The organism is Clostridium sp. CAG:221 (assembly GCA_000435835.1).
Taxonomy (GTDB): Bacteria; Bacillota; Clostridia; order Clostridiales; family Clostridiaceae; genus Clostridium.
Genome location: FR883387.1, coordinates 18,109 through 31,423, shown reverse-complemented (window position 1 = coordinate 31,423; position 13,315 = coordinate 18,109). Strand labels below are relative to the sequence as shown.

13 protein-coding genes are annotated in these 13,315 nt (G+C 28.9%); 5 read left to right on the top strand and 8 right to left on the bottom strand.

Annotated features, from left to right (window positions below; translation table 11 throughout):
• The 4 genes from Q5O44_RS05110 to Q5O44_RS05095 form a co-directional block, all read right to left on the bottom strand.
• On the bottom strand, positions 1–325 hold a 325-nt coding region (locus tag Q5O44_RS05110; protein ID WP_302637442.1), incomplete at its 3' end, for a hypothetical protein.
• A 279-nt stretch (positions 326–604) separates the two neighbouring features.
• Positions 605–1,312: a LytTR family DNA-binding domain-containing protein gene (locus Q5O44_RS05105; RefSeq protein ID WP_022167317.1), complete on the bottom strand. Its 708-nt coding sequence runs from the start codon at positions 1,310–1,312 to the stop codon at positions 605–607.
• A gap of 192 nt (positions 1,313–1,504) precedes the next feature.
• The gene (locus tag Q5O44_RS05100) at positions 1,505–2,023 is read right to left on the bottom strand and encodes a TspO/MBR family protein (RefSeq protein ID WP_022167316.1); all 519 of its coding nucleotides are present in this window, start codon (positions 2,021–2,023) and stop codon (positions 1,505–1,507) included.
• Between the two features lie 61 nt (positions 2,024–2,084).
• Complete coding sequence (locus Q5O44_RS05095; RefSeq protein ID WP_022167315.1) at positions 2,085–3,005, bottom strand: alpha/beta hydrolase; 921 nt, start codon at positions 3,003–3,005, stop codon at positions 2,085–2,087.
• 164 nt (positions 3,006–3,169) lie between these two features.
• Here Q5O44_RS05095 and Q5O44_RS05090 point away from each other — a divergent pair, with 164 nt between their 5' ends.
• The 5 genes from Q5O44_RS05090 (at position 3,170) to Q5O44_RS05070 (ending at position 8,307) form a co-directional block, all read left to right on the top strand.
• On the top strand, positions 3,170–4,528 hold the full coding sequence (locus Q5O44_RS05090) for a Mur ligase family protein (RefSeq protein ID WP_302637440.1): 1,359 nt from the start codon (positions 3,170–3,172) through the stop codon (positions 4,526–4,528).
• Positions 4,529–4,543: 15 nt separating this feature from the next.
• Entirely contained in the window at positions 4,544–5,272 is a 729-nt protein-coding gene (locus tag Q5O44_RS05085) for a type 1 glutamine amidotransferase (RefSeq protein ID WP_022167313.1), read from the top strand.
• A gap of 29 nt (positions 5,273–5,301) precedes the next feature.
• Complete coding sequence (locus Q5O44_RS05080) at positions 5,302–6,567, top strand: D-alanyl-D-alanine carboxypeptidase family protein (protein WP_022167312.1); 1,266 nt, start codon at positions 5,302–5,304, stop codon at positions 6,565–6,567.
• A gap of 141 nt (positions 6,568–6,708) precedes the next feature.
• The gene (locus tag Q5O44_RS05075; protein ID WP_022167311.1) at positions 6,709–7,437 is read left to right on the top strand and encodes a flavin reductase family protein; all 729 of its coding nucleotides are present in this window, start codon (positions 6,709–6,711) and stop codon (positions 7,435–7,437) included.
• A gap of 3 nt (positions 7,438–7,440) precedes the next feature.
• Entirely contained in the window at positions 7,441–8,307 is an 867-nt protein-coding gene (locus tag Q5O44_RS05070; protein WP_022167310.1) for a 50S ribosomal protein L11 methyltransferase, read from the top strand.
• A gap of 89 nt (positions 8,308–8,396) precedes the next feature.
• On the opposite strand, the gene Q5O44_RS05065 is transcribed toward Q5O44_RS05070, so the two are convergent.
• From Q5O44_RS05065 to glsA, 4 genes are all read right to left on the bottom strand, one after another.
• Positions 8,397–8,945: a lytic transglycosylase domain-containing protein gene (locus Q5O44_RS05065; protein ID WP_022167309.1), complete on the bottom strand. Its 549-nt coding sequence runs from the start codon at positions 8,943–8,945 to the stop codon at positions 8,397–8,399.
• A gap of 9 nt (positions 8,946–8,954) precedes the next feature.
• Complete coding sequence (gene coaE, locus Q5O44_RS05060) at positions 8,955–9,557, bottom strand: dephospho-CoA kinase (protein WP_022167308.1); 603 nt, start codon at positions 9,555–9,557, stop codon at positions 8,955–8,957.
• 10 nt (positions 9,558–9,567) lie between these two features.
• Positions 9,568–12,156 carry a DNA polymerase I gene (polA, locus tag Q5O44_RS05055; RefSeq protein ID WP_022167307.1) on the bottom strand — a complete coding sequence of 863 codons (2,589 nt, stop codon included), beginning with the start codon at positions 12,154–12,156 and terminating at the stop codon, positions 9,568–9,570.
• Positions 12,157–12,245: 89 nt separating this feature from the next.
• Entirely contained in the window at positions 12,246–13,166 is a 921-nt protein-coding gene (gene glsA / locus Q5O44_RS05050) for a glutaminase A (protein WP_022167306.1), read from the bottom strand.
• Positions 13,167–13,315: the final 149 nt, after the last annotated feature.

Below are 13,315 nucleotides of genomic sequence, written 5' to 3'. Positions count from 1 at the left end.
TATCTTTAATCACTTCTATACCAGTTGCACCATTTCCATCAACAAACTGATATGCATATATTTCTACATCTGCTGTACCATTGTTTTTAACATCTAAACTTGTACCTTTAACTTCCCCTTTATTATTAACTGTAAAAGCTAGAGTTGTTGGTATTGTAACACTTATAGTTCCTTCTGGAGCTGTGTCACCTGGGCCATTAACAGCTCCTGTTATTTTAACATCAACAGAATCCCCATCTGTTTTAACTTCTGCTGCAAATGCACTTACTGAAGTTGTAGCAACAACTGCTGCTGCCATCATTAATGATAAAAATTTCTTTTTCATAATTTAAAATCCCCCTAAATGATTTAATTTATTCATTATTTTTAATATTTTTTTGGGTGAGTTTTTCTTTTCCTTTGTTTTCTCTCACCTGTTGACTTAATTATATAATCTTTTTTTTAGTTTTATTAAAACATTCGTTAAATTTTAAAAATTATTCGTAAATTATATTTTTATGTCGTTTTTTGTGTTTTATCACTTTTACTCAAAATAATTCCCGAAAGAATATAATCATTCACGCTTGTAATTATATTCTTTCGGGAATTGTAATGATATGTAGTTTTATATTAATTTGAATTTTTCACTTACAGCTTCAAATTTACTTTTGCTCACTGGAAGCTCTATTTTATTTTTTAATATAGCACTTTTCTTAGTTAAAGTTACTATATTATTTATATTAACTATGTACGATCTATGACATCTTACAAATTCTTCTCTGAATTCTAACACTTTTTCCATATCGCCAATTTTACTTTTAATAGTAATGACTTCATTATCATAATGAATATCTACATAATGGTCAAAGGCTGAAATGAAAATTATCTTATCTATATTAACTTTTATTTGTTCTCTTCCTTTTGAAAAAACTAAATATTTAGCGTTAGTTGAATTTTCTTTAACCTTTTCTAAACAAATGTCTAAACATCTAAATAAAGCATCTTCTTCCACAGGCTTTAATAAATAATTAAGAGCACTTACGTTATACCCCTCTAATGCATGTTCTACTTCTGCTGTTATAAATATAATTAGAATATCTTTATCTTGCTTTCTTATTTCTTTTGCTAATTGTACTCCTGACATTCCTTTCATATTTATATCTAATAACACTAAATCAAAATCACAATCTTCTGGCCATTTAAATAGAAATTCCTCTCCACTTTCAAAACCTTCTATATCAATAGTTTCTTCTCTTTCATCTGCCCACTTAAGCACCTGCTTCTTAAGTACTTCGTATTGTAATTTACTATCTTCACATATTGCAACTCTCATTTTTTTCTCCTAACTTAATCTTTTTCAAATTGTATTTATCACTGTAACAATATTAAATAAGATTAAATACAGTATTTATTACAACATTCTATCATTTTTAAATTATTTTTTCTATACTTTTTCATTATTTTTTAATTTTTATTATACCCTCCTTAATAATCCAATTATATTAAATTTATATTTTTATGAAATTTAAGCCTCGTTCAAAATCCATATATAATAATTTAATATAGTTGCATAAGAAATCCAAATTATATATGGCATTAATAAAATTCCAGCAATTTTATCACTTTTATAAAATTTAATTGCTGTTATTATAGCTAATATTAATAGTATTATAATTATAACAAGTGCTATTCCATATAATCTAAATGAAAAAAATATAAAAGGCCATAAAAAATTAATTAATAACTGAACAAGATAATAAAAATATGCTCCGTTATCATTAAATCCTTTTTTATTTTTTTCATAAATCCTATACGCAGCTACACCAATTAAAATATATAGTATTATCCATACAATAGGAAAAACTATATTAGGTGGCGCAAATATTGGCTTCTTTAACTTATCATATGTATCCATTGTTCCCTTAGTTAGTAATCCAACTATTATCCCTCCACCTAAAGTCAGGGCTATATTTTTTAATAATCCAATAAAATCAAAATCTTTTTTGACTTTTGATAATGTAGTAATACTTTCTTTTTTACTCATGCTTACCTCATATAAATATTTCTTTTAATAAAAATATATGAGATTTTTCTTAAATAATGAATTACAGTATACCATTCATCCAAATTAATATATCATCAATTACTTCATCTTTATTTCTCTCATTAAGAATTTCATGTCTTCCATTTTCATATAGCTTATAATTAACATCCTTTATATTAAGTTTCTTATATCTATCATATAAGTCTAGTATTCCTTTTCCTTGTCTACCTACTGGGTCTCTATCTCCTGCAATTATATATATTGGAAGTTCTTTTGGTATACTCTCCATATTTTCTACCTTATGTATATAAAATAATCCCTTTATCAAATCATGATAAAATGAAGTAGTACATATAAATCCACAATATTCATCATTTAAATATTTATCTACTTCATCATCTACAGAACAAAGCCAATCTACATTTGTTCTGTTGGGCTTAAAATAAGAATTAAAATGTCCAAAGGATAACTTATCCATTAATTTACTTTTTGCTTTTCTTCCTCTTAAAGCCATTTCTACTTTGGAAACAACTATACCGGCTTTTTTGTAAAATTCCGGTTTTCCGTCTGTACCACATAAAATTACGCCGTCTATCTCACTACCATGCTTTTGTATAAATCTTTGTGTTATAAATGATCCCATACTATGAGAAAATACAAAAACCGGTAATCCTTCATTTTCTTTTTTAATTAAATCTAAATGTTCTTTTACATCAGAAACCATCCAGTTAAATCCGTCATCATCTGCTATATATCCAAAAAGTTCTTTACTTAAAGCAGTTTTTCCGTGTCCTCTATGATCATGAGCATATACTATATATCCTTCTTCTGTAAGCTTTCTTGCAAAGAAATCATATCTTAGTGCATGTTCTGTCATTCCATGAACAATTTGTACTACTCCTTTAATATTTTTTTCTTTACTTTCCCATTTATAACAGTTAATTTCTATTTCTTCTTTATCTATAAATGAATATTGCTTCATTTATTAACTACATCCCCTTTTTTATTAAATTCTATAATATTTTTATAATTTAAGTTAAAGATAAATTTGTTTCTAATCAAGTTTATGTTATACTATTAAAGGAATTCAACAAGTTAATTATAAAGTTAACAACTTGTTAATAATGTAAATATAATATTTAGGTGGTGAGGAAAATTAGTATTAAAACAATTATCAGTATATTATCGGCAAAATTTACACTTTTCTTAACGAAAACTATTTTAAAAGGTGGAACTACTTTTCCTGGTAGAGTTGCCCTAAAAATAGATAAAAATATTTTATCTAAAGTTTCAAAAGGATATAAAGTAATTTTAGTAACAGGTACAAATGGTAAAACAACAACCACAAGCATGATTTACAACATTATAAAGGAAAGCGGACATCCAGTTATTACAAATAACACTGGAGCTAACCTTTTTCCTGGTATTGTTACTACCTTTGTAGATAACTATAAGTTTGGTAGCAAAGTAAAAGATAATTACGCTGTTATTGAAGTTGACGAAGCTAATTTAAAATATATAACAGAATATATAACTCCTGAAGTTATCACTGTTACTAATTTATTTAGAGATCAGTTAGACAGATATGGCGAAGTATATACTACCTTAAATAAGATTCTTGAAGGAATTTATAATGTTCCTGAAACTACTCTTGTTTTAAATGGTGATGAATCTTTACTTGGAAAATTAGATTTAAAAAACCCTGTTCATTTCTATGGATTTGACAAAGCTGTTAATGATAATAAAACCATTGAAATTAACGCAGATGCCAAGTTCTGCAAATTCTGTAAAACACCATACGAATACAATTTTGTTACATACAATCATTTAGGAGATTTTTATTGTCCAAATTGTGGTTATAAACGTTCAGATTTAATGTATGCTGTTACAGATATCATTGATATCAATGCCGATAGCTCAACTATTAAATTTAATGATTTAGAAGTATCTATAAATCAATCTGGTACTTATAACATTTATAATGGATTGTGTGCATACTCTATTGCTAAGGAATTGGGTATAGATGATTCCGTAATTAAGAATTCTCTAGAAAATCAATCTTCAAGCTTTGGAAGACAAGAAACTATCAATATTGAAGGTAAAGACGTGAAAATATTTCTAGTTAAAAATCCTGCAGGTTATAATCAGTCATTGGATACAATTTGCTTAAATAAAGAAAGATTTGCAGCTGCTTTCTTATTAAATGACAATTATGCTGATGGACAGGACGTTTCTTGGATATGGGATGTTGATTTTGAAAAGCTTACTGAAACAAACATTGATGAAGTCTATATTTCAGGTTTAAGAGCTTACGATATGGCCGTTAGATTAAAAACAGCTGGTTTAGATCCTAATAAATTTGTCATAGAGGAACAATACGAAGCTTTAACTGAAGCAATAAAAAATGGCAGCTGTGACAAGCTATATATTCTAGCTACCTATACTGCTATGATTAATTACAGAAAATATCTACACTCTAAAGGCTATATAAAAAATCTTTGGTAATTGGGAGGACTAGCTATGGATTTAAATATTTGTCACCTTTATCCTGATTTATTAAATGTATATGGTGATGTAGGAAACATATTAATTTTAAAGCATCGTGCCGAGCTTAGAGGAATTAAAGTAAATATTCTTAATAATTCCTTAAATGATGCTTTTGATGTTGACAATTATGATATAGTACTATTTGGAGGCGGACAGGATTTTGAACAATCAATAGTATCAAATGATTTAAGTGGTGCTAAAAAAGATGCGTTAGAAAAATATATTGAAGCTGGAAAAGTACTTATTGCAATTTGTGGTGGATATCAATTGCTTGGTCAGTATTACACTGCTCCAAGTGGAGAAAAAATAAATGGTTTAGGTATCTTAGATATCTACACTGAAAGTGGAGACACGCGTTTTATCGGCAATACAGTTATATATAATGAAGATTTTAACGAGTATTATGTTGGTTTTGAAAATCACTCAGGCCGTACTCAAATAAATGATTTAAAGCCTTTAGGAAAATGTGTCCATGGATATGGAAACAATGGAAGTGATGGATATGAAGGTTGTATTTATAAGAATACTTACTGTACTTACTTTCATGGTTCTCTTTTAGCAAAAAATCCTGAGCTTGCAGATAGATTCATTTCTACTGCTCTATCATTAAAATATGGTAAAGAAATAACTCTTGAACCTTTAGATGATAGCTTTGAAATTAAAGCTAAAGAGTACATGATTAATAGGCTTAATAATAAATAAATTACTTATATAGAACGGGGATTTTAAAAATGAGAAAAAAATTTATTAAATCAATTGCACTGTCGCTTCTTGTAGCTGTTACTTTACCATTTTCAGTTAATGCAAAAGCAGCTGAACCAGATATATTAGGAGTTTCTGCTTTAGTTATGGATATGGACACTGGAGAAGTAATCTACTCTAAAAATGCAGATGATGAACGTTCTCCTGCAAGTACAACAAAACTACTTACTTCTTTAATCTTTGCTGAAAACAAAAAGAAAAGTGACTTAATAGCTTATACTAATAATTCAGCAAACCTTACTGAAACCTCTCTTAATGGTTTTATTAGTGGTGGTGTTAAAGCTGGTGATACAATTTCTGCTGATGATGTAATGAAAGCTGTTATGATTTTTTCAGCTAATGATGCTTCTGTTATGATGGCTGAATCTGTAGCTGGAAGTGTTGATGCTTTTTCTAATATGATGAATGAAAAAGCTAAAGAATTAGGTGCTACTCACTCTAACTTTATTAATCCAAATGGATTAGAAATTAATAGTACTACTCATAATGTAACTACAGCTTATGACTTAGCTCTTATTGCAACGGAAGCTTTCAAATCTGACTGGATAAAAGATGTTATGGCTGAAAAGTCAACAAGCGTATCTTTAGATGGTACTACTATATTAATTGATACAAGAAATAAAATCTTAGGTAAAGATGGAAACGTTGGTGGTAAGACTGGTACTGAAGATCAAGCTGGACACTGCTTCGTAGGATTCTTCCAAAAAGATGGTAGAAATTTAGTTACTGTTGTTTTAGGATCTGAATATGGTGTTGATGGAACTAACGTATTTAATGATACTTTATCAATAGCTAATTACGGTTATACTGCTAAGGAAAGTCTTTATAAAGAAGCTGGTAGTGAAGTTGGTACTGTAACTTTAAACTATAAATTATTTAGATTCTTTGGGCCTACTAAAGAAGTAACAGCTCCAATAGTTCTTTCTAAAGATATTAACTTATATAATAATGATTTTAATAATGACCATGCTGAAATATTATATAAAGGTGAAGAAACTAATGCTTGGAAACTTACAGGAAACAAAACTGTTAATTTAACATTAAAGGTAGGACAATTTGAAGAAACTGTTGAAGGAACTATTGCTCTTACAACTGGTGATTTATTAAAGGCTAATCTTCCTCTATATGGAGCTGCTTTATTATTTACAGTTATAGTTATTGTATTAATCGTAGTTCTTATTAGAATCATCAGCATGAATAAAAGAAGAAACAGAAGAAATAGATATTATAGATAATTATTAATTGATAATTAAGGTAAGAAATCCCACTTAGGTGGGATTTCTTTTTTTATAAATTCATCATTCATCATTGATAATTCATAATTAAGTGAAAGTGTGCTATAATCTAAAGGAAATTTACACGAGGTGATTTAATAAATGATGAATGAAAAAGTTGACTTAAAGGGAAGCGTAATTTTAAACCCTGTTCCTGTAGTAATGGTTACTTCTAGAGGTAAGGATGGTAAAGACAATGTATTTACCGTAGGCTGGGTTGGAACAGTATGTACTAAACCACCAATGCTTTCTATTTCTGTTAGACCTGAACGTCTTTCACATAAATACATATCTGAAACCATGGAGTTTACTGTTAATATGCCTACTTCTAAGCTTACAAAAGCTGTAGATTATGTTGGTGTACGTTCAGGAAAAACCGTTGATAAAATAAAGGAAATGAACTTTACCATGAAAGAAGGAACTAATGTAAGCTCACCTTATATCGATGAATGTCCTGTATCCATTGAATGTAAAGTAAAGACAGTACTTCAGCTTGGTACTCATGATTGCTTTATTGCTGATGTAGTTGGCTCACATGTAAACAAAGAACTATTTGATGAAAAAGGTAAGATTCATCTAGAAAAAGCTGATTTAATTACCTACTGCCATGGAGAATATTTTAAGATGGATACTAATCCACTAGGTTCCTTTGGTTATTCTGTAGCAAAAAAGAAGAAAGCTTTAGAAAGTAAATCAGTTAATGATAAAACTAGCAAAGATAAACCTAAAACTAGAAAAAAAACTCATAGTAAAGCTAAGAGTAAAGATAAGACTAAAGCTAAATCAAATTCGAGCAAAGTTAAAAAATCTTTTAATAAGAAAGGAAGATAATTAATGTATATACTTTCATATACCATTCCATATAAAGATTTAGATATGGCTATGGAAAAATTACAAATACATAATATATATAACGCCTTTTACGAAGCACCTTTAGAAATTACTACTGATGATTATGGTTATGGCTATATAGAAAAAGATGATGAAGATATCACTTTAAAAGTTGCAATGGAGGATACTGAAGGAGAATTAAATGAATTTATAGAGCTTGTAGATTCAATCCTTGGTGTTAAGCATATTGGATTAGAGGAAAATACTAATGATTATACTACCTTTGAATTCCCAGCCATTCATATTGATGATACTTGGGTTATTGCCTCTCCTGAAGAAGAATATCCAAATAAAAATAAAATAAATTTCATATCCCAAGGTGCATTTGGAACTGGTCTCCACGAAACAACACAAGATATTCTTAGACTTATTTTAAATAAATTAGAGCTAAATGATAAAACTGTTTTAGATATAGGTACTGGTTCTGGTATACTTTCCATTGCTGCTTCATTTACTGGAGCTAAAAAAGTTGATGCTGTAGACATTAGAGATATTACCGATGAACTTGAACTAAATGCCTCATTAAATAACATTAATAATATAAAAGCTATTGTTGGAAATATTTTAGAAGATGAAAGTCAAATTGATGAATTCTATGACTGGATATTTATTAATATTGGCGGTGAAGAAACTAAGATGTTTATGGAGTTTATCAATAAACATCTAAATGAAAATGGTGATCTTTTAGTTTCTGGTCTTGTTGAATGGAGCTTTGATGAAGTAAAAGCTAATGTTGAAAAATATGGCTTTGAATTTATTGAAAAGTATCAAACTAATGAATGGTGTACTGCTACCTTTAAAAAAAGATAATTAAAGAATGTAATAAGAGCCCTTAGGATAAATCCTAAGGGCTAAAAAAGATGTGGCCTAGTTTACAAGCCACACCTCTTTTATATATTTTATTCTTCTCCATATAAGTATTGATACATTTTATAATTAACTTTTATCTTATCAACATACTTTTTAGTTTCTGCAAATGGTATATTATATAGTGTTTCTCCATCCTTTGAATATTCGCTATCCTGTAGCCATTGACTCACATTTCCACTTCCTGCATTATAAGCTGCTAATGCTGTATCTACATTACCAAACTGTTCTATCAAATTATTTAAATACCAACAGCCCATTTTTATGTTTATTTCTGGATCATACAGCATATGAGGAAGAAAATAGCTTATTTCTATATTAGATGATATCCACTGTCCTGTGCTGTCCATAATCTGCATTAATCCCTTAGCACCTTTACTTGATGTTGAATTTTCCTTAAATTTGCTTTCAGCTTTTATTACTGATAAAACAAGTAAAGGATCTAAATTATATTCATTGCTATACTTTTCAACATATTCCTTATAATTATAGGGATAAAAGTATTTCTTCATTCCTTGTTGAACTCCTAAAAAAGCAAGCAAAACTAAAAGTAAAAGTGCTATAATTTTTTTTAAATTCATTGTCTCTCCCTACTTCAAATTGCTATTTAAAAACTCAATAAGTAGATCAACCTGTTCCTTAGTTTTAGGCAATACATCATTATTTTCAATAATGATATTAGCAAAATCCTTTTTTCTTTCCAATGGCATTTGAGAGTTAATCCTATTTATAGCATCTTCTCTACTTATGCCATCTCTAGCCCTTACTCTTTGAATTTGGGTATTTTGATCTACCCAAACTAAGATAACATAATCTACTTCCTTATGCAAATCATTTTCTATTAAAGTAGGTGCATCTAAAACTAATATTTTTGTTCCATTCTTCTTATGCTTATCCATACTTTCAAAGATTTCACGCTTTATATAAGGTATTATTATTTCTTCATATTTTTTTCTTTGTTTTGGAAATCTAAATATGTGATTACCAAATTCTTTTCTTCTAAAATCACCTCTCCAATCAAAGAAGCCAGCACCAAACTCTATTTTAACTTTTTCTAAAATTTCAGGATATTTTTTTAAAACATCTCTTGCAATAATATCTGCATCAATAATTTCAAATCCTGCAGTTTTTAGCATAAGTGATACTGTACTCTTTCCTGATCCAATTCCTCCAGTTAACCCTATTGTTATCATACTTTACCCCCTATTTTGCTTCATACCAGTTTTCCCCTAAGTTTACATCAACATCTAGTGGTACGGATAATTCAAATACGTTTTCCATTTCTTCTATAACTAAGCTCTTTACCTTCTCTAATTCATTTGGCTTAACATTTAATATAAGTTCATCGTGTACCTGAAGTATTATTTCACTATTTAATCCTTCTTTTCTTAATCTTTCGTACACCTTCACCATGGCAAGCTTTATTATGTCTGCTGCACTTCCTTGTATTGGTGCATTCATGGCAAGCCTTTCACCTAAAGCCATTACTATTTTATTAGATGATTTTATTTCTGGAATAAATCTTCTTCTATTTAAAAGTGTCAATACATATCCATCTTCTTTAGCACTATCTATGGCACCTTGTAAGAAATCTTTAATTTTTGGATATCTATCAAAGTATATTGCCATATATTCAGCAGCTTCTTTTCTAGTTATTTTTAAATCTTGAGAAAGACTAAAATCACTTATTCCATATACTATACCAAAGTTTACAGCCTTAGCTCTACTTCTCATAAGAGAAGTTACTTCTTCCACTGGAACCTTAAATACCTCAGCTGCTGTCTTTGTATGAATATCACTATGATGCTTAAAAGCATCTATCATATTGGCATCATTTGACATATGTGCTAGTACTCTTAGTTCTATCTGTGAGTAGTCACAAGAAAGTAATATATCGCCTTTTTCCTTAGGTATAAATACCTTTCTTATTTCTCTTCCCATTTCGTATTTTACAGGTATATTTTGAAGATTTGGTTCTGTACTGGATAATCTTCCTGTAGTTGTTACCGTCTGATTAAAGCTTGAATGTATTCTTCCATCAATATCAATAACATTCTTTAAACCTTCAACATAAGTTGAATTTAATTTTGTTATTTGTCTATAATAAATTATTTTTTCAATGACAGGATGCTTATCCTTTAACTTTTCTAATACATCAGCATTAGTTGAATAACCTGTCTTAGTTTTCTTTATAACTGGAAGGTCTAACTTTTCAAATAATATCTTTCCAAGCTGTTTTGGTGATGATATATTAAACTCCTCTTCACAAAGATGGTAAATTTCCTTTTCAGTATTCTTTATTTCTTCTTTGAACTTCACTGCTAACTTCTCAAGTATTTCACCATTTACATTAAAGCCTACTGCTTCCATGCTTGATAATACGTTAATAAGTGGATGTTCAACCTTATAATAAAGTTCTTCCATCCCTTCCTTTTCTATTCTCTCCTTTAAATAAAGGTATAAATCACCTAAATATTTAATTGCTGATGACATTTTTTCATCAATGCTTTTTTCCAGGTATTCATTAATAAGAACTTTTAAATTGTAGTCAGCCCTTGCTGAATCTATTAAATAAGCAGCAATAGCTGTATCAAAATCAAATCCATTAACTTGTATACCGTCTTTACTTAATGCTGTTAATAAATTCTTACCATCATGAATAACTTTCTTTATGTCACTATTATCCATAAATTGCTTTAATATAAAGACGGTTTCTTCCTTATGTTCTTCATATAAGTTAGCTAAATTTATTTCTGCACATTGTTCTCCACTATAGATATAGATAGTTTCTATTTTTATTTTTGAATAAACATTAGAATTTGAGGACTCATACCCAATATATACTCTTTCCTTAAGAGTTTTCATAAACTCTTTAAAATCTTCAATGTTATCAATTACTTTAATTACTTCTTCAGCAGAAGTTTTACCATCTACATCTTCAAGTCCTAAAACTTCTAAAAGACTGTTTAATTTAAGATCTTTAAATATTTTCATTAGTTCTTCTGGATTGTAGTTTTTGCCATTAGTAACTAAAGTAATTCCTTCTTCATTTTTATTTACAGTAATAAGCTTTTTATTTAAAAGTGCCTTTTCTTTATTATCCTCTATTGCTTTTCTTATTCTACTAGAATTGATTTTTTCACTGTTTTCTATTATATCTTCCAATGAACAATAAGTTTTCACTAAGCTTAATGCAGTTTTCTCACCAATAGTATTTACTCCATCTATAGAATGACAATTGCTACCTACAAGAGATGCCACATCAATGTATTGTACTGGCTCTATACCATACTCTTCTATAAATACTGTTTTATTATAGCTCTTTATATTATTTATCCCTGACTGAACATATATTACCTTTATATTATCATCACTTAATTGTAATAATGTCTTATCTGCTGTTGCTATGTATATTTCCATTGATTTTTTTTGCCCTTCATTTACAATGGTTGCAAGTAGGTCAGATGCATCTATTCCATCCCTTTCATAAATAACAGCTGAAAAATTTTCTAGAATTTCTTTTATATATGGTTTTTGTTCATAAAAAGCCTTAGGAGCATTTTCTCTTGTAACCTTAAATCCATTACATTCAGAATGTCTCCATGTCTTCATGCTACCTTCTAGAACTGCTGCTATAAGATCTGGCTGTATTTCATTTTTTATGGCAAAAAACATCTTAGTAAACCCATATATGGCATTTGTATATAAACTTTCATCATTGCTCATATTAGGTATTGCATAAAATGCTCTCTCAATTAAACTTTCAGCATCTATAATCAATAATTTATCCATACTCTCCTCCATCTTTTTAATAATTATCTATGTTTATTATACTATTCTTTCATTTATATAACTATCCATCTATTTGAAAAATAATACTATTAAAATATACTTAAATCAAACTCTTCAGATAAGTCCTTTAATATATGAAGACCACACACACTGTTTCCTTTTTTATCTAAGGCTGGTCCATATATTCCTATACCATATCTTCTTGGAACAGTTGCAAGTACTCCTCCACCTACACCTGACTTAGCTGGAACCCCTACATGTATAGCAAATTCTCCTGATGCATCGTACATTCCACAAGTCACCATGATAGTCTTTACTATTCTACATATATCCCTAGACATTAACACTTCATTACTCCATGGAGTTACCCCATCATTAGCAATTACAGCACCAAATCTAGCCAAATCCCTTGCTGTTGCTTCAATGGAGCATTGTTTAAAGTATAAATCAAGTACTTCTTCCACATCTCCTTCTAGAGCTCCTGTACTCTTCATATAATATGCTAAAGCCCTATTTCTATCTCCTGTAGCTTTTTCATTTAAATATATCTCTTCATTTATACCTATATTAGGATTATTTGTAGCCCTTCTTAAAAAATTTAAGATTCTTTCTAATTTCTTTTCTTGAGTTTCTCCAAATATCAATGATGTAGTAACAATAGCTCCTGCATTGATCATTGGGTTATAAGGTCTATTTTCCATGGCTGCCTCTAAATTAACTATACTGTTAAAGCCCATTCCTGTAGGTTCTACATTTACTTTGCTAAAAACATTAGTTCTTCCATTATCATTTAAAGCAATTATCAGGCTTACTACCTTAGAGATACTTTGTATAGTAAATTTAACATCACTATCACCAGCCCAAAACTCATAGTTATCCTTTAAATCTACAACACATACACCTAAAGCTTCTGGATCTGCTTCCATAAGCGCAGGTATATATGAAGCTAACTTTCCTTCTTTCGCATAAACTTTATTCTTTTCTACCAAACTTTCTAATAACTTTTTCATTTGTCTTTCCTTTCCTATCTTTTGTTTTATTTAATTATAGTTGTTATTTAATTTTTTATCAATGATACTATCTATTTATTCTTTTTAATATTTATTAATTCGGCAAAAATCTACAACATTATATATACATATTATGGTATACTTATTTA

Bases quoted from the DNA above. Each gene is read 5' to 3' on its own strand.
- Q5O44_RS05085 (WP_022167313.1), top strand. From the start codon at position 4,544: ATGGATTTAAATATTTGTCACCTTTATCCTGATTTATTAAATGTATAT.
- glsA (WP_022167306.1), bottom strand. From the start codon at position 13,166: ATGAAAAAGTTATTAGAAAGTTTGGTAGAAAAGAATAAAGTTTATGCG.
- Q5O44_RS05100 (WP_022167316.1), bottom strand. From the start codon at position 2,023: ATGAGTAAAAAAGAAAGTATTACTACATTATCAAAAGTCAAAAAAGAT.
- Q5O44_RS05080 (WP_022167312.1), top strand. From the start codon at position 5,302: ATGAGAAAAAAATTTATTAAATCAATTGCACTGTCGCTTCTTGTAGCT.
- Q5O44_RS05065 (WP_022167309.1), bottom strand. From the start codon at position 8,945: ATGAATTTAAAAAAAATTATAGCACTTTTACTTTTAGTTTTGCTTGCT.
- polA (WP_022167307.1), bottom strand. From the start codon at position 12,156: ATGGATAAATTATTGATTATAGATGCTGAAAGTTTAATTGAGAGAGCA.
- Q5O44_RS05075 (WP_022167311.1), top strand. From the start codon at position 6,709: ATGATGAATGAAAAAGTTGACTTAAAGGGAAGCGTAATTTTAAACCCT.
- Q5O44_RS05105 (WP_022167317.1), bottom strand. From the start codon at position 1,312: ATGAGAGTTGCAATATGTGAAGATAGTAAATTACAATACGAAGTACTT.
- Q5O44_RS05070 (WP_022167310.1), top strand. From the start codon at position 7,441: ATGTATATACTTTCATATACCATTCCATATAAAGATTTAGATATGGCT.
- coaE (WP_022167308.1), bottom strand. From the start codon at position 9,557: ATGATAACAATAGGGTTAACTGGAGGAATTGGATCAGGAAAGAGTACA.
- Q5O44_RS05095 (WP_022167315.1), bottom strand. From the start codon at position 3,005: ATGAAGCAATATTCATTTATAGATAAAGAAGAAATAGAAATTAACTGT.